The organism is Streptomyces sp. NPDC015032 (assembly GCF_043080425.1).
GTDB lineage: Bacteria > Actinomycetota > Actinomycetes > Streptomycetales > Streptomycetaceae > Streptomyces.
The window spans coordinates 1-18,858 of the sequence record NZ_JBIBVN010000012.1; the positions used below are offsets into that span (position 1 = coordinate 1).

The following is an 18,858-nucleotide window of genomic DNA, read 5'->3' on the forward strand; positions in this document are numbered from 1 at the left end:
AACAGGACCCTAGACAAGTCCCATCGTTGCAGGTCAGGAGCACTCTCCACTTATTTGATCAAGCGTCGAACACCGCACCTCGTGAAAGCGCGAGGCTAGTAGCCGAGGTCCTTCTGCTCGGTGATCAGGCGGCCGGCGATGTGCAGGTTGCCGTCGGAGTCGAGCACCGCGATGATTTTCTTAGTGGAGCCGTGGTGGGTCGTGAAGTAGATCTTGTCCGCCTCCTGCGAGGAGGAGTGGTTCGTGTTCACGGACAGCTCGATGCTCACCGGGGAGCTGATGAGCACGTCCTTCTTCGGCGAGGTCGGGTAGACCTGGTTCTGCCGCAGCTTGACGCGGCCGTGGGTGTCCCCCTCGTCCCAGTCGGACGCCACGCCGAGGTCGATGTCAGCCATGCGATTTCCCCTCCGGTTCCAGTGGACGAACTCTGCGGCCGGGCGTCACAGGACCTCCCGAACCGAGCCCAGAACCTACACAGTTCGTTCACATGGCGGCATCGCATCGCGGGACTATGGCTGATTTTCGTCCCGCTTCGTCGCGAAGTGGCATCAAGGTTCCGGAGCCACCAAAAAGCCCGAAAAGAGCTGTGACAGCTCCCCGGGATGACAGCTGGACCGACTCTCTCGGATCACCCGGCTGACCAGATGATCCGAAGGAAACGGCCTAGAACCAGGGTTTGTTGGGGGGAAGCCCCGATGGTGGGCAGGGTCGGCGGGGCACGAGCATCGACGGATGAAGACGATGCGGATGGCGACGGAGCGGCAGGGCGGGACGGCCGACACGGGCGGGGTGACGGTCACAACGACCCTCCTCGCGGGACCCGCCCTGATGGCGGGGTACGGAGTGGTGCGGCTGACCGGGCGCGCTGTCGGCGGTTACGGGCCCGGGGTGTGGTGGACAGCGGCGCATCTGCTGTTCCTGGCCGGGGTGCTCGCGTTCGTGCCGGTGTTCCTGGGGCTGCGGAGACTCGCCGGGGAGCGTGGTGGCAGGCGGGTCGCCGTCGAGGTGGCGGCCTGGGTTGGGCTGCTCGGGGCGGCGGCGGTGGCCGTCCAGGCGGTGATCGACCTGGCGGTCGGGTTCGTCGCGGCGGACGAGCAGGCCATGAGCGACCTGTTCGGGCGGGTGCAGGGCGTCCCCGGGGTGATGCCGTTGATCTACACGGTGGTGCCGATGCTGTTCTGGTTCGGGCTGCTGGGCCTCGTCACCCTGCTCGCGTTCTTCCGCCGGGACCTGGTCCGGGCGTGGGCTCCCGTGGCCGTGCTGGCCGGGACCGTGCTGATGGCCATGAGCCTGGATCTGCTGACGGCCGGAGCCCTGTGCATCGGGCTGGCGCTGTTCCCGGTACGCCGGGGACTGCCCGACTGACGGAGCCCCTCCGGGATGTCGTGCGGGTGGCGGGCGGCCGGGGTGACGGGTCAGGGAGCGAAATGGGCGAGTTTACCCACCCCGCCGTCACCTCACACGCCACGACGCAGTCATTTATTCGTCTATGTGGCTGAACTTTTCTTGTTTCATGGTCAGTTGACGAGGGAACGGGCTTACCCTTCACCAGGTGAACCAGTTGATGTCCCGTGATTCCGACGCCGAGCCGACTCCCCGCACCGAACCGCTCCCCGGCACCCTGCCCGAGGCCCTGCGCGCCGAACTGATCGCCTTCCGGCGCGATTTGCACATGCACCCCGAGCTGGGCAACCAGGAGTTCCGCACCACCGCGGCCATCAAGGCCCGACTGGAGAAGGCGGGGCTGGAACCACGGGTACTCGACACGGGGACGGGGCTCATCTGCGACGTGGGAAGCCGGGGCAGCGACACCCGGCCCATGCTCGCCCTGCGCGCGGACATCGACGCACTGCCGATCCCGGACACCAAGGCGGGCGTCGCGTACCGCTCCACCGTTCCCGACCGGGCGCACGCCTGCGGGCACGATGTCCACACCGCCTCGGTCCTCGGCGCCGGGCTCGTGCTCGCCGAGCTGGACCGGCAGGGGATGCTCCCGAACCCGGTGCGGCTGATCTTCCAGCCGGCCGAGGAGGTGCTGCCCGGCGGTGCGCCCGACACGATCGAGTCCGGGGCGCTGGAGGGTGTCGGGCGGATCATCGGGGTGCACTGCGATCCGAAGGTGGACGTGGGGCGGATCGGGCTGCGGGTCGGGGCGATCACGTCGGCCTGCGACCGGCTGGAAGTGTCGCTCGACGGCCCCGGCGGACACACCGCGCGGCCGCATCTGACCACCGACCTGGTCACCGCCGCGGCCAAGGTCGCCACCGAGGTGCCCGCACTGCTGGCCCGCCGGGTCGACGCACGGGCCGGGCTCGCCGTCACCTGGGGGCGGCTGGAGTCCGGGCACGCCTGCAACGTGATCCCGCAGCACGCCGAGCTCTCCGGCACCGTGCGCTGCCTGGAGCTGGCCGCCTGGCGGGAGGCGCCGGACCTGGTGCACGCGGCGATCGACGAGGTGGCGGGGATGTATGGCGCCAAGACGGTGATCGATTACGTCCAGGGTGTCCCGCCCGTCGTGAACGACGCCGCCGTGATCGAGCTGCTCGCCGCGGCGATGACCGCACGCCGCGGTTCGCCCGCGATTGAGGGCACCGAGCAGAGCCTCGGCGGCGAGGACTTCTCCTGGTACTTGGAACACGTCCCGGGAGCCATGGCCCGGCTCGGGGTCCGTACGCCCGGCGACACCGCCCGGCTCGACCTGCACCGTGGCGATTTCGACGCGGACGAGGAGGCGATCACGGTCGCCGTCGAGCTGTTCACTGCGGCCGCACAGCTGGACAGCCTCTGAGCCGGGATGGGCGGGAAGGTGCCCGCAATTTCGCGGGCACCTCCTATTCTTCAACCGCTCTCAACGGGCCTTAGATGCGAGTCCTGTTGACGCCGACCTTGAGGATGCCGACGTTGGTGTCGGTCGAGCACTTCGCACTGGACGTCTTCCCATTGCCCTTCCTCGGACCGTAAACAAACCATTGCTTTCCGTGAGGGTCGATGCAGGTGAGCTTCACCTGGGCACCTTCAAGGGGCCAAGGGAGCATTCCGGTGCACTTTGCATATCCCACGTTGGGAGAGGTTTTTGTGTACCACGTGTCGCAGTCGATGTCCTGAGTGCCGACTTCAGCTGCCGAGGCGCTGGGCGCGGTAATCAAGGATGCTACTGCGATCGCAGCGCCGAATGCTGAGACGAGTGCCTTTTTCAAGGTTGCCCTTCCATTTGTTTCGAACGCCTAGCGGGCCTGGCTAGTAATGGATGCGGGTGCTGAGCACTAAAGCCCTCATGATCGCCGGGGTATGCTCGAATGCCGCCCGCTTTCCACTCATTGCGTTCCCTGAGTGGTTCGCCCTGCCAGAGAGGTCGCGGTAGCCAGGGAGAGAAATTTAGCCGCTGTAGCTGACGCCGACCTTCAATACGCCAACATTCGTGTCGGTCGAGCACTTCCCCTTGGAAGTCTCGCCGTTCTTCTTCCAAGGGCCGTAGGCGAGCCACTGCTTCCCGTGGGGGTCAATGCACGTGATCTTCGCTCGGAACTTGTCGAACATTGCAATGTTGGTGCAGCGGGCGTTTCCGTAGTTGGGTGAGCTGTACGTGATCCACGTGTCGCAGTTCCCGACACTGCCGCCGGCGGAGGCGGCTGGCGCGAAACCGAATGACGCGGTCGCGAAAGTGAGGGCGAGGCAGGATGTGGTGAGTGCTCTTTTCACAGTTCCCCTTTGTGAAAGGGAGGCGCAGCGCGACTGCAGGAATCATCCGGAGTCCCCGTTCGGTCGGTCCGGTCGCGCAGGCAGGATTCTCGGAAAGTTGATTCCTGCTGCTCTGCGCATTCAGGATGATTGGCGCTGCGGCACCCCGAGTTGATCAGCTGGCGATCGATTTATATCAACTCTTTGCCGTCCATGGCAAGAAACTTTACCTTCGCACGCTTGCGGCATCTGCGGAATTTAGAATTCCGATTTTCCTGCCCGTTCGTGTTTCGAAACGCCCCCGGTTCGACGGTTCGCCCCTGATGTCCTCGGTCGGCCAGGAGTGCCCCCCGCGGTGACATGCGGTGGCCGGGCGGACCTCTGAGTGCCGTACCCCTGTCCTGGTCGGCCGATCAGTGCCTTCCGCGCCACGGGGTACCTTGTCGTAGAGCCGTTCATCGCCTCCGTGTAACTCGATGGCAACCACCTGTAGCCGGGCAGGTCGCCCCTCGTACGCGACGATCCGATAACAGCTTCCGTACAGGGCTTTATCTGACATCTACGCGCGTTACGATCGCCGCGAAACCAGCGCCGGAAGAGGCGCTTCGGTCAGGTTTGAAGGAGCCTTCCCTTGCGCCGGATCACCCGGATTGCCACCGTGGGCCTTGCGTCCGCGGCGCTTGCGCTCAGTGCCACCGCCTGCGGCGGTAAGTCCTCGTCGGATGCCGGTTCCGACTCCAAGGGAGCCAAGACCGCCCTCGCGTACGATGTCGGCGGTCGCGGTGACCAGTCGTTCAACGACGCCGCCTACGCCGGCCTGGTCAAGGCCGAGAAGGAGCTCGGCTTCAAGGGCACCGAGGCCGAGCCGTCGGACGGCGAGTCGGACGCCGACAAGGTGCAGCGCCTCACCACGCTGGCCCGCGCCGGCAACAACCCGGTGATCGGCGTCGGGTTCGCGTACGCGCCCGCCATCAAGAAGGTCGCGCCGAAGTTCCCGAAGACCACCTTCGGCATCATCGACGACGCCTCGGTGACCGGCAAGAACATCGCCAACCTGGTCTTCAACGAGGAGCAGGGCTCATACCTCGCCGGTGTCGCCGCCTCCAAGGTCACCAAGACGAAGACGGTCGGCTTCATCGGGGGTGTGGAGACCCCGCTGATCAAGAAGTTCCAGGCGGGCTTCGAGCAGGGCGTCAAGGACACCGACCCGTCGGTGAAGGTGCTGTCGCAGTACCTGACCCAGCCGCCGAACTTCGACGGCTTCTCCAAGCCCGACCTCGGCAAGGCCGCCGCCCAGGGGCAGCTCGACAAGAAGGCCGATGTCGTCTACTCCGCGGCCGGTCTCGCCGGCACGGGCTCGATCGAGGCCACGGCCAAGGCGGGCAAGTGGGCCATCGGTGTCGACTCCGACCAGTACGGCCAGAAGGGCCTGGCGGCCTACAAGGCGCAGATCCTGACCTCGGTCACCAAGGACGTCTCGGATTCCGTCCTCAGCCTGATCAAGTCGGTCAAGGACGGCAAGCCGCAGACCGGTGAGATCCGCTACGGCCTGGACAAGGAAGGTGTCGGCCTGGCCGGCTCCAACCCGGCCTTCACCAAGATGACCGAGGTCACCGCCGCTGTTGACAAGGCCAAGAAGGCCATCGTCGACGGCACGGTCACGGTCAAGACCACCCCGTAACAGCAACTGCCGTACGGCTGGCTTCCCGGGGCCCGGAGCGCGCAGTCCTGCCGCTCCGGGCTCACGGGGTGTTCATCGAAGAAGTTCCGCCCGTCTCAGCGTCCTGGGGCTCCCGGCAACAGCCGTACGGGCCCGGGACCGAGTCCTTCGCGATGCAGAGTGTGCTGTCTTACGATTCAGCAGTACTACGCGTGTAGACGGCCCTCCGGCGCGATAGCTTCACCCCGCCCCTGCCCCTCCGCCCCGCTCCTGTCCGGCCAAGGAGAGTGCGTCATCAACGCGTCCACCAGCCCCCCCGCCGTAGAACTGCACGGCATCACCAAGCGCTTCCCCGGCGTCGTCGCCAATCACGACATCGACATCACCATCCGTAAGGGCACGGTTCACGCCCTCGTCGGTGAGAACGGTGCCGGCAAGTCCACCCTGATGAAGATCCTTTACGGCATGCAGAAGCCGGACGAGGGCACCATCACGGTCGACGGGGCCGAGGTGGCGTTCGGTAGCCCGGCCGACGCCATCGCGCGCGGCATCGGCATGGTGCACCAGCACTTCATGCTCGCCGATAACTTCACCGTCCTGGAGAACGTGGTTCTCGGCGGCGAAAAGCTGCACGGCATCGGCTCCGCCGCACGCAAGAAGATCATGGAGATCTCGGACGCGTACGGTCTGGGGGTCCGGCCGGAAGCCCTCGTCGAGGACCTCGGCGTCGCCGACCGGCAACGCGTGGAGATCCTCAAGGTCCTCTACCGGGGCGCCCGCATCCTGATCCTGGACGAGCCGACGGCCGTGCTCGTTCCGCAGGAGGTCGACGCGCTCTTCGACAACCTGCGCGAGCTCAAGGCGGAGGGCCTGACCGTCATCTTCATCTCGCACAAGCTGGGCGAGGTGCTGTCCGTCGCCGACGACATCACGGTGATCCGCCGCGGCACGACGGTCGGCACCGCCGACCCGGCGAACATCACCACCAAGCAGCTCGCCGAGCTGATGGTCGGCAGCGAACTGCCCTCGCCCGAGACCCGGGAATCCACGGTGACGGACGTTCCGATGCTCCGTGTCGAGGATCTCGCGCTCGGCGTCACCGACCCGGACGGCGTGGTACGTGACGTGCTGGCCGGCATCGACTTCACCATTCACAAGGGTGAGGTGCTGGGCATCGCCGGGGTCGAAGGCAATGGCCAGACCGAGTTGATCGAGGCACTGATCGGCATGCGGGCCCCCGACAGCGGGGCGATCACCCTCGACGGCGACGACATCTCGCACGCCCCCACGCGCAAGCGCCGCGAGAGCGGTATCGGTTACATCCCCGAGGACCGGCACCGGCACGGTGTGCTGCTGGAAGCCTCGCTCTGGGAGAACCGGATCCTCGGCCACGTCACGGAGAAGCCCAACAGCCGAGGCTGGCTGCTGGACACCAAGGCGGCCCGCGCCGACACCGAACGGATCGTGCGCGAGTACGACGTCCGTACCCCGGGCATCGAGGTCACCGCGGCCTCCCTCTCCGGCGGCAACCAGCAGAAGCTGATCGTCGGCCGGGAGATGAGCCACGCTCCGAAGCTGCTGATCGCCGCGCACCCCACCCGCGGAGTGGATGTCGGTGCACAGGCGCAGATCTGGGACCAGATACGGCAGGCGCGCCGCGAGGGCCTCGCCGTCCTGCTCATCTCGGCGGACCTGGACGAGCTGATCGGGCTCTCGGACACCCTGCGCGTCATGTACCGCGGCCGGCTGGTCGCCGACGCCGACCCCGGCACCATCACCCCGGAGGAACTGGGCTCGGCCATGACCGGCGCCGCCACCGGTCATCTCGAGGCAGCACCGGAGGACGAGGCCCGATGAAGAAATTCGACAAGGACCGGCTGATCCTGGGCTTCGCCGGCCCCGTTCTCGCCCTGGTCGTCGCCTTCGCGCTCACCACCGTGGTGCTGCTCGCCTCGGGCAAGAACCCGTTCGAACCGTACAGTCTGATGTTCGACTCGGCGACGTACGCCGACGTACAGGTACTGATCATCAACCAGGCCGGTACGTACTACCTCGCCGCCCTCGCGGTCGCCATCGGCTTCCGCATGAACCTCTTCAACATCGGCGTCGACGGCCAGTACCGGCTCGCCGCGATGATGGCCGCGCTGGTCGGTGCGAGCGTCCATCTGCCGGGGCCGCTGCAGATCGCGCTGATCGTGATCGTCGCGATGCTGGTCGGCGCCTTCTGGGCGGGCATCGCCGGTTTCCTCAAGACCACCCGCGGGGTGAGCGAGGTCGTCTCGACGATCATGCTCAACTCCATCGCGACCGCCCTGATCGCCTGGCTGATCCTGCCGAAGAACTTCGGCGAGCAGCCCGCCGGCTCCAACAATCTGACCACCGGCGACATCCCGGAGTCCGCCTGGTTCCCCGGTCTGTCCATGGGCGCCGAGGCGGGAGAGATCTACGGGTTCACCTTCGTCGCGGCCGCCTGCGGTGTCGTCTACTGGTTCGTCCTGAACCGCACCCGCTTCGGCTTCGACCTGCGGGCCACGGGCGAGAGCGAGAGCGCTGCCCAGGCCTCCGGAGTGGACGCCAAGAAGATGGTGCTCACCTCGATGCTGATCTCCGGAGCCGTCGCCGGCCTCGCCGGCATGCCGACGCTCCTCGGAGACACGCACACGTACAGTCTCGACTTCCCGACCGGAATCGGTTTCACCGGCATTACCATCGCCCTGCTCGGCCGGAACAACCCGATAGGCATCGCGTTCAGCGCGCTGCTGATCGCCTTCCTGGACAAGACGTCCGCCTCTCTCGACCAGTTCGGGTACGAGAAGGAGATCGCCACGATCATGCAGGGCCTGATCGTGATCTCGGTCGTCGTCAGTTACGAACTCGTCCGCCGTTACGGAACCCGCCGCCAGCAGCAAAAGGTCGGCGAGGAGCTCGCCGCCGGTCATGCCCTCACGACCGAGAAGGAGGCCGCACTGTGAGCGCCAGCAAAGTCGCCGCCGCAAGCGTCGCCCCCAAGAAGGGCGGCGGTCGCCGCAAGCTTCTCACCCTGCCCGTCGTCCTGCTGATCATCGCGGGCGGGCTCGCCCTGGTCTCGCTGGTCCGCCTGATCAGCGGTGCCAACGACGTGACCTCCGTCGGCCAGGTCGCGGGCGCCCTCGAACTGGCCGTCCCCATCGGACTGGCCGGACTCGGCGGTCTGTGGGCCGAGCGAGCCGGCGTCGTCAACATCGGCCTCGAAGGCATGATGATCCTCGGCACCTGGTTCGGCGCCTGGGCCGGATTCCAGTGGGGCCCCTGGGTGGGCGTGCTGTTCGGCATCCTCGGCGGCGCCGTCGGTGGTCTGCTGCACGCGATCATCACCGTCACTTTCGGCGTGAACCACATCGTCTCCGGTGTGGCCATCAATATCCTCGCCGCCGGCCTCACCCGCTACCTCTCCAACTTCGCCTTCGACGGCGTCGAAGGCGGTTCCTCCAAGCAGTCCCCCCGCATCGACGCGATCGACAGAATCACCATTCCCGGACTGTCGGACTGGCTGATCGATCTCCAGCAGAAACACTGGTTCCTCGTCTCCGACATCGCCGGAGTCGTCGGTGGCCTGATCACCAACCTGTCCTGGCTGACCGTGGTCGCACTGCTGCTGATCCCCGGCACCTGGTGGGTGCTGTGGCGTACGTCGTTCGGTCTGCGGCTGCGCTCCTGCGGCGAGAGCCCCGTCGCCGCCGAGTCGCTCGGCGTCAACGTGTACAAGTACAAGTACATCGCCGTCGTGATGTCCGGCGGCATGGCCGGACTCGCCGGTGCCTTCCTCGCGATCGTCTCCACCGGCATCTACCAGGAGGGCCAGACGGGCGGTCGCGGATACATCGGTCTCGCCGCGATGATCTTCGGTAACTGGATGCCGGGCGGCATGGCGCTCGGCGCCGGCCTCTTCGGCTTCACCGACAGCCTCAAACTGCGCGGCGGTGCCGAGAACGTGCACGCGATGCTGCTGCTGCTCGCCATCCTGCTGGTCGTCGTGGTGTTCTGGCAGCTGTACCGGAAGAAGTACGTGGCCGCGGTGATCTCGGCAGCTGTCTCCGCGCTGCTCTTCACCTGGTACGCGCTGACGGACCAGGTGCCGAGCCAGTTCGTCGACGCCGCTCCCTACGTCACGACACTTCTCGTCCTCTCGCTCTCGGCGCAACGGCTGCGCATGCCGAAGGCGGACGGCCTCGTCTACCGCAAGGGCCAGGGCAAGTGACGGCCGCCGAGGAGGTCGACTGGGCGGCGCTGCGGAGCGCCGCACGGTCCGTGATGACCCGCGCGTACGTCCCGTACTCGCACTACCCGGTCGGCGCCGCGGCGCTCGTCGACGACGGGCGCACGGTCTCCGGCTGCAACGTCGAGAACGCCTCGTACGGCATCGGGCTGTGCGCCGAGTGCGGCCTGGTCTCCCAGCTGCACGCCACCGGGGGCGGCCGGCTGACCCACTTCACCTGCGTGGACGGGGCGGGCGAGATCCTGGTGCCGTGCGGCCGGTGCAGGCAGCTGCTGTACGAGTTCGGCGGCCCCGAGCTGGTCCTGGAGACGCCCGACGGACTGCGCACGCTCGACGAGATGCTGCCGCAGGCGTTCGGACCGGACCACCTGAAGTAGAGACCATTCGCGACAGCACCACCGTGGCCCTCCCGCCCGTCGGGAGGGCCACTCCCGTCTTCACCCTCTATGCGCGTAGAGTCATTCGGGACTCTTGCGTACCGTACGTACCGGCCGGAAGGACTCCCAGGACATGGACGCCATCTCCGTCATCCGCACCAAGCGGGACCGAGGCGAGCTGACCCCCGACCAGATCGACTGGGTCATCGACGCGTACACCCGCGGTGAGGTCGCCGACGAGCAGATGTCCGCGCTGGCCATGGCGATCCTGCTGAACGGCATGAACCGCACCGAGATCGCCCGCTGGACCGCCGCGATGATCGCCTCCGGTGAGCGGATGGACTTCGCGTCGCTCTCCCGGCCCACCACCGACAAGCACTCCACCGGCGGCGTCGGCGACAAGATCACCCTGCCGCTCGCCCCGCTGGTCGCCGCGTGCGGCGCCGCCGTGCCGCAGCTCAGCGGCCGGGGCCTCGGCCACACCGGCGGCACGCTCGACAAGCTGGAGTCCATCCCCGGCTGGCGCGCCCACCTCACCAACGAGGAGATGCTGAGCGTTCTGGACACCACCGGCGCGGTGATCTGTGCCGCCGGTGACGGGCTCGCCCCCGCCGACAAGAAGCTGTACGCGCTCCGCGATGTCACCGGCACCGTCGAGGCCATCCCGCTGATCGCCAGCTCGATCATGTCCAAGAAGATCGCCGAGGGCACCGGGGCGCTCGTCCTGGACGTCAAGGTCGGCTCGGGCGCCTTCATGAAGACCATCGACGACGCCCGCGAACTGGCCTCCACCATGGTCGCGCTGGGCACCGACAGCGGGGTGCGGACCGTCGCGCTGCTCACCGACATGGCCACCCCGCTCGGCCTGACCGCGGGCAATGCCCTGGAGGTGCGCGAGTCGGTCGAGGTGCTGGCCGGCGGCGGCCCGAAGGACGTCGTCGACCTGACCCTGGCCCTCGCCCGCGAGATGCTGGACGCGGCCGGGCTCAAGGACGCCGACCCGGAGAAGGCCCTCGCCGACGGCTCCGCGATGGACGTCTGGCGCCGGATGATCTCCGCCCAGGGCGGCGACCCGGACGCCACGCTCCCGGTCGCCCGTGAGCAGCATGTCGTGACGGCCCCGTCCACCGGCGTACTGACCCGCCTGGACGCGTACGACATCGGCGTCGCCGCCTGGCGCCTCGGCGCGGGCCGGGCCCGCAAGGAGGACCTGGTGCAGGCGGGGGCGGGCGTCGAACTGCACGCCAAGCCCGGCGACACGGTCACGGCCGGACAGCCGCTGCTGACGCTGCACACCGACACCCCGGAGAAGTTCGACTACGCGCTGAAGGCACTGCCCTCCTCGTACGACATCGCCCCGGCCGGTACGGACTTCACGGCCACCCCCGTGGTGCGGGAACGTATCGCCTGACCTGCGGCTCAGAGCGCCCGGCAGGAGACAGCCCCGCGGAAGCCTTTCCGGTGAGCTGAGAAGCGGCGCCGCGCCGGTCCCGGGCGTGCGCGAGCGGCCCGCCGGGGCGGAGGAATCCGTCCCGGCGGGCCGCTCTCGTGCGGTCGGTGCGCCCACTGGATCAGCGGCTCACCGGTGATCGCCTACTTGCCGAAGCAGGCGTTGTAGATCGTCACCGAGGACTTGTTGCCCTTCTTGTCCGTGACATCGGCCTTGTAGGAGAGGGACTTCCCCTTGGCCGGGTTCTTCACAGAGATCTTGCCCGACTTGACCGAAACCTTCTTCCAGGTCTTGCCGGAGTTGTAACTGACGTACACCGTCAGCGACTTGAGGTTCTTGCCGGCGGCGGAGCCCTGCACCTTCACCGGCACCGACGCGGTCCTGCCCGCGGTGACCTTGCCGTCCAGCGTCACATCGGGGGTGAAGCGGACCGTGGAGGCCGGCAGCGCGGTCAGGGCGCTGGTCTTCTTCGACCGGAAGGTCCAACTGGCGTCGATCCGGCTGGAGACGGCCGACACCTTGGGGGAGAGCCGTACGGAGGTCGTCAGCCGGTAGTCGGCCGCGCCGGACGGCACGGTGATGGGCTCGCCTTCCAGCGGGTTCGTGTTCTGGACGAGCTTGGCACCGTTGCGGTACAGCACGGTCTTGACCGAACTGTATTCCATGGCACCGAAGTTGCCGCTGCCGTCGGTCGAGAGCGGCAGGTCCGGGACGAGGCTGTTGCCTTCGCGGGAGATCCCCAGCTCGGGGTCGAGCGCGGGGCCGAACACCGCGGTGTTGGCCTTCTTGGCGTAGGTCTTGCCGCCCTTGAGCCCCCGCAGCATGTCGAGGTTGTACACCCCGTCGATGTCCGGGATGCCGTCCGCGTCCACCGCGCCTTCCTGCATGAAGTCGAAGCTCCACTTCACGTTGTCGGCGGTGGACACATACGCGGCGACGGTGCCCGGCAGCTTGTGCATGGACCCGATACCCCAGGCGCCGGACGAGCCGGGAAGCAGGCCGAACCCCGTGATCTCACCGGTCTTGCCCTTGACGGACGCGCCGAGACCGAGGTTCACCCTGGCCATCTGACCGGCGGTGAACTTCCGCTTGTACCCGGTCGCGGCCTGGGTCACCCGACCGCCGACCGAGATGTCGTACCGGGTCGTGGCCCCCTTGGTCCAGGTGCCGACCCACTGCTGGGTGAGCGAGCCGTCCGTCACCTTCGGGCCCAGGTGCGCGGTGCGCATCCCCCGGTACGACGTCAGGTACCAGCCGTAGCCGAAGCTGGCGTCCTTGTTCTCGGACTGGATCTCGGGCGCGGCCAGGAGGTCCTTCGTGCCGGTGGTGGGCAGGGTGATCTCCACCGGCTTCGTCGTGCGCGCGTCGAGGGTCACGCTGGTGTTCTTGGTGATGTCCAGCTTCGGCTGGGACAGCCAGTCGGTGCCCTTGGTGCTGTCCTCGGGGTCGGTGTAGACGGCCGTGTTGAGCATGTAACCGCCCTTGGGCACACGGATCTTCGCTGTGCCGCCGTCGCCCGTCGGGTGGAGCAAGGTGCCGAGCGCCGGGCCGGAGAGGCCGGCCAGGTCGTTCTCGTAGAACGTGGCGGGCTTGCCGTCGCGTCCGATGACCTTGAGGGTGAGGTCGTACGACTCGATCTCGCGCTCGACCGCGGCCGCGGTGCGGACGGTCTGGCCGCCACCGGTCCCGACGACGTACGCGGAGTAGGAGCCGTCGGCCGTGCCGCCGAGCTTGGTGTTCACGGTCAGCGGTACGTCGGCGGTGCCGCCCGCGGGGACGGTCACCTTGTCGGCGCCGAGGGTGAAGAAACCGGCCGGGGCGGGCTTGCCCTTCGGGCCGGTGGCCGTGACCGCGAGGTCGAGGGTGATGTCCGTCGTGCCGAGGTTGCGGTACGTCACCGTCTTGGTCACCGGGGCGTCATCGGTGTGCGGCCACTGCTGCACGCCGAAGTTCACCGAGACCGGGTCCGCGACCACCGTCTGGGCGATCGCCCGGTCGACGGCGATCCGGCCCGAGCCCTGCTCGAACGGGGTGTACGCGCCCGGCTTCGTCGAGGCCGTGAGTGCGCCCTTGAGCTCGGCGTACTTCCACTCCGGGTGCTGCTGCTTGAGGAGCGCCGCGGCGCCCGCGACATGCGGGGTCGCCATCGACGTACCGGAGATCGACAGGTAGCCCGGCGGGTTCTGCCCGACCTCCTGGTCGATGGCGGAGCCGGGTGCGGCCGCCGCCGTGATGTCCACGCCGGGTGCGGTCACATCGGGCTTGATCGCGCCGTCGCCGATGCGCGGGCCGCGGCTGGAGAAATCGGCCAGCTTGTCGTTGTCGTCGACCGCGCCGACGGTCAGCGCGGCGTCCGCGCTGCCCGGGGAACCGACCGTACCGGCATCGGCGCCCTCGTTGCCCGCCGCGATGGCGAACAGGACGCCCTTGTCGGCCGACAGCTTGTTGACCGCCTCTTCGAGCGGATCGACCTCGGGGGTGTCGCTGCCTCCGAGGCTCAGGTTGATGACGTCGGCGCCCTGCGCGACCGCCCACTCCATCCCGGCCAGGATGCCGGCGTCGTCGCCGAAGCCGGTGTCGTCGAGAACCTTGCCTTCCAGCAGCTTGGCGTCCGGCGCCACGCCCTTGAACTTCCCGCCCGACTTGGCGCCGGTACCGGCGGCGATCGAGGACACGTGCGTGCCGTGCCCGACCCGGTCCTTGGTGTCGGGCGAGGAAGTGAAGTTCTTCGCCTCCAGGATCTGGCCCTTGAGATCCGGGTGGGTGGCGTCCACACCAGTGTCCAGGACGGCGATCTTGACGCCCTTGCCGGTGTAGCCGGCCTTCCAGGCGCTCGGCGCGCCGATCTGCGGCACGCTCTTGTCGAGGCTCGCCCTGCGTACACCGTTCAGCCAGACCCGGTCGATACCGGCGGCCGTGGTGCGCTGGGCACCGTGCGAGGACTTGCTGGTGAGTGCCTGCCAGATGTCCTTCGCGTCGCGCGTCGGGGTGGTCACCGACTCGGCGTTCAGGGTTTTCAGGGTCTGGTCGACCCGGGTGGCGCCCGCGTCACGGACCTCCGCCTTCGCCGCCGTGGCACGGGCGCCCCGGTAGGCGACGATCAGCTTCAGGCCGGCCTGCTGGGCCCTGCGGTTCTCCGCGCGGTTCAGCTCGGTGACGTCGAACAGCCGGCGGTCCAGCTTGCCGGAGCTGATCAGCCGGTGTGCGTCGGCCGGGATGAGCAGGGTGTGCCCGTCCCGCATCTGACGCTGCACGGGTATGTGTTCGCGCCCCTTGGCGGGCTGGAAGGCCATGACCCGGCCCTTGGCGTCCATCAGGACGCGGTCGCCGGTGATCAGCGTCAGCTGGTGCCGGTCCACGGACTTGGTGCCGGTGGACCGGGCGGCATCGGGCTGTGCCACGGCCGGCGTGGTCATACCGGCTGCGAGCGCCACGGCGGCTGCCGTGGCGATGGTCGAAACACACGCGTTTCTCACGTGTTTGCGCAACTCTCCCCCTGGAGAATCAGGCGGCCCGCCGAGGGGCCACTGGTCAGTCGGCACCGACGGGACGCCGGTGCGGACCGGTTCATCTACCTAGAGGGGGAATTGATCGAGGGGGTTCACAAGAAGATCACAGGCGACTGGAGTTGACGGATATTCACTGGTGAACGCGAGAGGCCGATGGCGGCCGAGGGGCGTGTGCGGCGGGGACGACGGGGCACGCACCGGGAAACCATGGAACCAGCCAGCGATGAGTTTCGGCCGCCGGACCGGTCTCCCTGATGTGGAAGCCATGATCCCGATCGTTCTTGTCGTCACCGGGCACGTCACACGGGACACCGTGCCGGGACTCTGTGCCGAGCTGGAGTCACTGCTGTACGGCCCCGACGGCGCCGTCCGCGATCCGGACGCCGAGGTGGACTGCGATGTGGGCGGGGTCGCGCAGGTGGATCTGGCCCTGGTCGAGGCGATAGCCCGGCTGGGGCTCGTCGCGCGCCGGGCGGGCGGCAGACGGCTCCGGCTGCGCAAGGCACCGCCCGAACTACGGAGCCTGCTCGACCTGGTGGGGCTGGCCGATGTGGTGGACGTACGGTGCGTGGCCGGGGACGGCGGAGCCTGAGCGGGAATGCGGCCCCTCCGTTCCTCGACGACCAGGACGACCAGGGCGTGGTGGGCCGGGCCGTTCGGGGGCTGGACGTACGCCGCGCCTCACGCCGCGCCTCACGCCGCGCCTCACGCCGGGTCCGCGTCGAGGTGATCCGGCAGACCGAACAGCGGGAACCAGCGCGGTGTGTCCAGGAAGCAGTGCATCCCGGTGATGGTGCCCTCCGAGATGTCGATGACCTGTACCGCCCACGGCACGAACCCCGGTCCGTCCGGATTCGGCTTGTAGTGCGCGAACGCCGGGGCGCCGTTCGCCTCCGTCGCCACCAGCCGCGAGCCCGCGCAGCCGGCACCGAGGGAGAGCATGAAGCCGGTGATGTCGTCGTGCCCCCGGAGCCAGAGGTCGAACGGCGGCATGGTCATCACCGCGTCCTCATGGAGCAGCGCGGTCAGCGCCGCCATGTCGTACCCCTCGAAGGCCGCGACGTAGCGTTCGAGGAGCTTGCGCTGCTCCTCGTCGAGAGGATTCGTGGTGTCGACGGCCTGGCCCTCGTGTTCCCTGAGGGTGGCCCGCGCCCGCTGGAGGGCGCTGTTGACCGAGGCGACGGAGGTGTCGAGCAGCTCGGCGACCTCGCTCGCCCTCCAGGCCAGCACCTCGCGCAGGATCAGCACGGCCCGCTGCTTGGGCGGCAGGTGCTGGAGCGCGGCCACGAACGCGAGCCGCACCGACTCCCGGGCCACCGCGGCCTCCGCCGGGTCGGCCGGGGTGGGCAGGATCCGCCCGTCCGGCATCGGCTCCAGCCAGGTGTTCTCCGGGAGCGGGCTGAGCGCCGCCTGGGCGAGCGGTGTCGGGCCCGTCAGATCGACCGGACGGGCCCGCTTCTTGCCCGCGTTCAGCATGTCCAGACAGACGTTGGTGGCGATGCGGTACAGCCAGGACCGCAGTGAGGAACGTCCCTCGAACTTCTCGAAGTTGCGCCAGGCACGCACCAGCGTGTCCTGCACCGCGTCCTCCGCCTCGAAGGCCGAGCCGAGCATCCGGTAGCAGTAACCGGTCAGCTCGACCCGGTGTGCCTCCAGACGGCTGTCGATGTCCGCCGCCGCTGTCAGATCACTCATCGCTCCACCCCTGTTGCGCTGTGACACCGCTCACTTCAGCACTTCGGAAGCTACCGCAGGCCACTGACAACGGGGGTGGGAAGTGCCGAAGCGGCGCATACTCAGGTCACGTTCCGGGCTTGCGCCCGTACACGTATACGTCGTCGCCGTTCCTCAGCAGGTTCCAGTAGGACTTCGCGTCACCGGGCCGCATGTTGACGCAACCGTGCGACCCCGGAGGGTTCCACATCTTCAGGCCCACCGAGTGGAACGCCTGCCCGCCGTCGAAGAACTGGGCGTACGGCATCTGCACGTGGTAGAGCGTCGAATAGTGGTTGATGTGCCGCATGTAGATCTTCTTCGACCCGGTGCGGGTCTCGTACTTGTCCCGCCCGGTCCGTACCGGCACCGGACCGAACTTCAGCTTGCTGCCGTCCTGGATCCAGCTCAGCTGCCGGGTCAGGTCCACACACGCGATGCGCCCCTTGTTGGTGGGGCACTTCTTGGCCTTGTTCGGGTTCTTGCCGGCCGCCTTCTGGGCCGTGAGCGTCTTCATCGTGCGCCAGGTGACCGGCCCCGCGTAACCGATGTCGGGGGTGACCCCGTAGGTGCGCTGGAACGACCGGATCGCCTTGCAGTCGGCGGCGGACTGCTTGCCGTCGGCCGGCCGGTGCAGATACTTCTCGACCTGCTTCTGGTACGGCCCGGTGGACGTCGTGCAGGCTGCCGCCGCCTGCGCGGATCCACCGGTGCCCAGGACGAGGACGGGCACCGCCGTCAGACCGGCGACGGACAGCGCGAGCGCGCGCCGCGCCCGGACCCCCCTCGTGTTCCCTGCGATTCTCATGTACCCCAGCTCCCCTTCGCGCCGTGAGGTGATTCCGCCTGCTAGACGCGCGTCGGGGAGTGGATGGTTGTGCGTCGAATGTCTCAGTTCTGTACAGAGGCCACCGTCACCGGCCGACGACGCCCGGCGCGTGCGGCCCGCGAGCCGTACAGCGTGACCGAGACGACACCGAGGACCGCGAGCAGCCCCAGCGACACGGTCCCGGCCCAGCCTCCGGCGTGGAAGGCGACCGCGCCGAGCGTGCCGCCCGCGCTGGAGCCCAGGTAGTACGCGGACTGGTAGAGCGCCGACGCCTGGGCCCGGCCCTTCGTCGCCGTACGGCTCACGGACGAGGAGGCGACCGCGTGGCCGGCGAAGAAGCCCGCCGTGATCAGGACCAGGCCGAGGAGTACGGCGGCCAGCTGGTCGGCGAGCGAGAGCAGCAGACCGGCGGCCGTGGTGGAGACGGCCAGGTACAGCGCGCCCCGGCGGCCGAGCCGGGCGACCAGCTTGCCGGCCGCCGCGGAGGAGACCGTACCGACGAGATAGACCAGGAAGATCGAGCCGACGACGCCCTGCGGGAGGTTGAACGGCGCCTCCACCAGGCGATAGCCGATGACGGTGTAGACCGCGCCGAACACCGTCATGAACAGCGCGCCGATCGCGTACAGCCGGCGCAGCAGCGGATCGGCCAGGTGGCCGCCCACGGTCCTGGCGAGGGCCTTCGGGTTCAGCGAGCCGGGGGTGAAGTGCCGGGCCCTGGGGATCATGAAGTGGAAGACGGCCGCGCAGGCGACGGCGAGCAGCCCAACCGCGCCGAGCGCCGCCCGCCAGCCCCACAGCTGGGCGATCCAGCCGGTGAGGATACGGCCGCTCATCCCGCCGATGCTGTTGCCCGCCACGAACAGCCCGATCGCGGCGACCAGCGCCTTCGGCCGTACCTCCTCCGCCAGGTACGCCATCGCGGAGGCGGGCAGCCCGGCCAGCGCCGCGCCCTGGACGGCGCGCAGCGCGATCAGCCAGCCCAGCGAGGGGGCGAAGGGCACGAGCAGCCCGACCAGTACGGCGACCGTCAGTGACGCCGTCATCATCTCCCGCCGTCCGAACCGTTCGGAGAGCGCGCTCAGCGGCAGTACGCACAGCGCCAGTGCGCCCGTCGCCGCGGAGACCGTCCAGCTGGCCTGTCCGGCCGTGGCGCCGAAGGAGGCGGAGACGGCGGGCAGCAGGGCCTGGGTGGAGTAGAGGAGTGCGAAGGTCGCGACACCGGCGGCGAAGAGCGCGAAACTCATCCGGCGGTAGCCGGGGCGGCCGGGTTCGAGACGGTCCAGTCCGGCGGGGCCGGTGGTGGCGGCGGCGACGGGCGACGGCTGGGGCGAGGCGGCCACGGTGAGGGTGGACGCCCCGGTACTGGCAGGAGACATGGTTCGAA

The 18,858-nt window shown here is 68.5% G+C and carries 15 protein-coding genes; 9 read left to right on the forward strand and 6 right to left on the reverse strand.

Annotated features, from left to right (window positions below; all coding sequences use genetic code 11):
• Positions 1 to 95 precede the first annotated feature (95 nt).
• Entirely contained in the window at positions 96 to 395 is a 300-nt protein-coding gene (locus ACF08M_RS18755; RefSeq protein WP_327162597.1) for a DUF6342 family protein, read from the reverse strand.
• Positions 396 to 732: 337 nt separating this feature from the next.
• On the opposite strand from ACF08M_RS18755, the gene ACF08M_RS18760 reads away from it, so the two are divergent.
• Positions 733 to 1,365: a hypothetical protein gene (locus tag ACF08M_RS18760; RefSeq protein WP_392186355.1), complete on the forward strand. Its 633-nt coding sequence runs from the start codon at positions 733 to 735 to the stop codon at positions 1,363 to 1,365.
• A 199-nt stretch (positions 1,366 to 1,564) separates the two neighbouring features.
• Positions 1,565 to 2,788: an amidohydrolase gene (locus tag ACF08M_RS18765; protein ID WP_392186546.1), complete on the forward strand. Its 1,224-nt coding sequence runs from the start codon at positions 1,565 to 1,567 to the stop codon at positions 2,786 to 2,788.
• Positions 2,789 to 2,858: 70 nt separating this feature from the next.
• Here the strand turns inward: ACF08M_RS18765 and ACF08M_RS18770 are convergent, their stop codons facing one another.
• The gene (locus ACF08M_RS18770; RefSeq protein WP_392186356.1) at positions 2,859 to 3,197 is read right to left on the reverse strand and encodes a hypothetical protein; all 339 of its coding nucleotides are present in this window, start codon (positions 3,195 to 3,197) and stop codon (positions 2,859 to 2,861) included.
• Positions 3,198 to 4,309: 1,112 nt separating this feature from the next.
• Here ACF08M_RS18770 and ACF08M_RS18775 point away from each other — a divergent pair.
• The 6 genes from ACF08M_RS18775 to ACF08M_RS18800 all read left to right on the forward strand — a co-directional run bounded on the left by ACF08M_RS18775 (position 4,310) and on the right by ACF08M_RS18800 (position 11,381).
• Entirely contained in the window at positions 4,310 to 5,359 is a 1,050-nt protein-coding gene (locus tag ACF08M_RS18775) for a BMP family protein (RefSeq protein ID WP_392186357.1), read from the forward strand.
• Positions 5,360 to 5,608: 249 nt separating this feature from the next.
• On the forward strand, positions 5,609 to 7,195 hold the full coding sequence (locus ACF08M_RS18780; RefSeq protein ID WP_392186547.1) for an ABC transporter ATP-binding protein: 1,587 nt from the start codon (positions 5,609 to 5,611) through the stop codon (positions 7,193 to 7,195).
• Positions 7,192 to 8,310: an ABC transporter permease gene (locus ACF08M_RS18785; protein ID WP_383853076.1), complete on the forward strand. Its 1,119-nt coding sequence runs from the start codon at positions 7,192 to 7,194 to the stop codon at positions 8,308 to 8,310. Before ACF08M_RS18780 ends, ACF08M_RS18785 begins: the two co-directional genes overlap by 4 nt.
• Positions 8,307 to 9,575 (forward strand): ABC transporter permease, encoded by a 1,269-nt coding sequence (locus tag ACF08M_RS18790; protein ID WP_392186358.1) that lies wholly within the window; start codon positions 8,307 to 8,309, stop codon positions 9,573 to 9,575. Before ACF08M_RS18785 ends, ACF08M_RS18790 begins: the two co-directional genes overlap by 4 nt.
• Positions 9,572 to 9,970 (forward strand): cytidine deaminase, encoded by a 399-nt coding sequence (locus ACF08M_RS18795; protein ID WP_392186359.1) that lies wholly within the window; start codon positions 9,572 to 9,574, stop codon positions 9,968 to 9,970. The genes ACF08M_RS18790 and ACF08M_RS18795 overlap by 4 nt, the downstream gene beginning before the upstream one ends.
• Positions 9,971 to 10,103: 133 nt before the next feature.
• The gene (locus ACF08M_RS18800) at positions 10,104 to 11,381 is read left to right on the forward strand and encodes a thymidine phosphorylase (protein ID WP_392186360.1); all 1,278 of its coding nucleotides are present in this window, start codon (positions 10,104 to 10,106) and stop codon (positions 11,379 to 11,381) included.
• 182 nt (positions 11,382 to 11,563) lie between these two features.
• Here ACF08M_RS18800 and ACF08M_RS18805 read toward each other — a convergent pair whose 3' ends face one another.
• Positions 11,564 to 14,836, reverse strand: coding sequence for a S8 family serine peptidase (locus ACF08M_RS18805; RefSeq protein ID WP_392186548.1), 3,273 nt, complete (start codon positions 14,834 to 14,836; stop codon positions 11,564 to 11,566).
• A 316-nt stretch (positions 14,837 to 15,152) separates the two neighbouring features.
• On the opposite strand from ACF08M_RS18805, the gene ACF08M_RS18810 reads away from it, so the two are divergent.
• Positions 15,153 to 15,521, forward strand: coding sequence for an STAS domain-containing protein (locus ACF08M_RS18810; RefSeq protein WP_392186361.1), 369 nt, complete (start codon positions 15,153 to 15,155; stop codon positions 15,519 to 15,521).
• 113 nt (positions 15,522 to 15,634) lie between these two features.
• On the opposite strand, the gene ACF08M_RS18815 is transcribed toward ACF08M_RS18810, so the two are convergent.
• The 3 genes from ACF08M_RS18815 to ACF08M_RS18825 form a co-directional block, all read right to left on the reverse strand.
• Positions 15,635 to 16,624: a sigma-70 family RNA polymerase sigma factor gene (locus ACF08M_RS18815; protein ID WP_392186362.1), complete on the reverse strand. Its 990-nt coding sequence runs from the start codon at positions 16,622 to 16,624 to the stop codon at positions 15,635 to 15,637.
• 106 nt (positions 16,625 to 16,730) lie between these two features.
• On the reverse strand, positions 16,731 to 17,450 hold the full coding sequence (locus tag ACF08M_RS18820; protein ID WP_392186363.1) for a L,D-transpeptidase family protein: 720 nt from the start codon (positions 17,448 to 17,450) through the stop codon (positions 16,731 to 16,733).
• Positions 17,451 to 17,533: 83 nt separating this feature from the next.
• Positions 17,534 to 18,850, reverse strand: coding sequence for an MFS transporter (locus tag ACF08M_RS18825; protein ID WP_392186364.1), 1,317 nt, complete (start codon positions 18,848 to 18,850; stop codon positions 17,534 to 17,536).
• Positions 18,851 to 18,858: the final 8 nt, after the last annotated feature.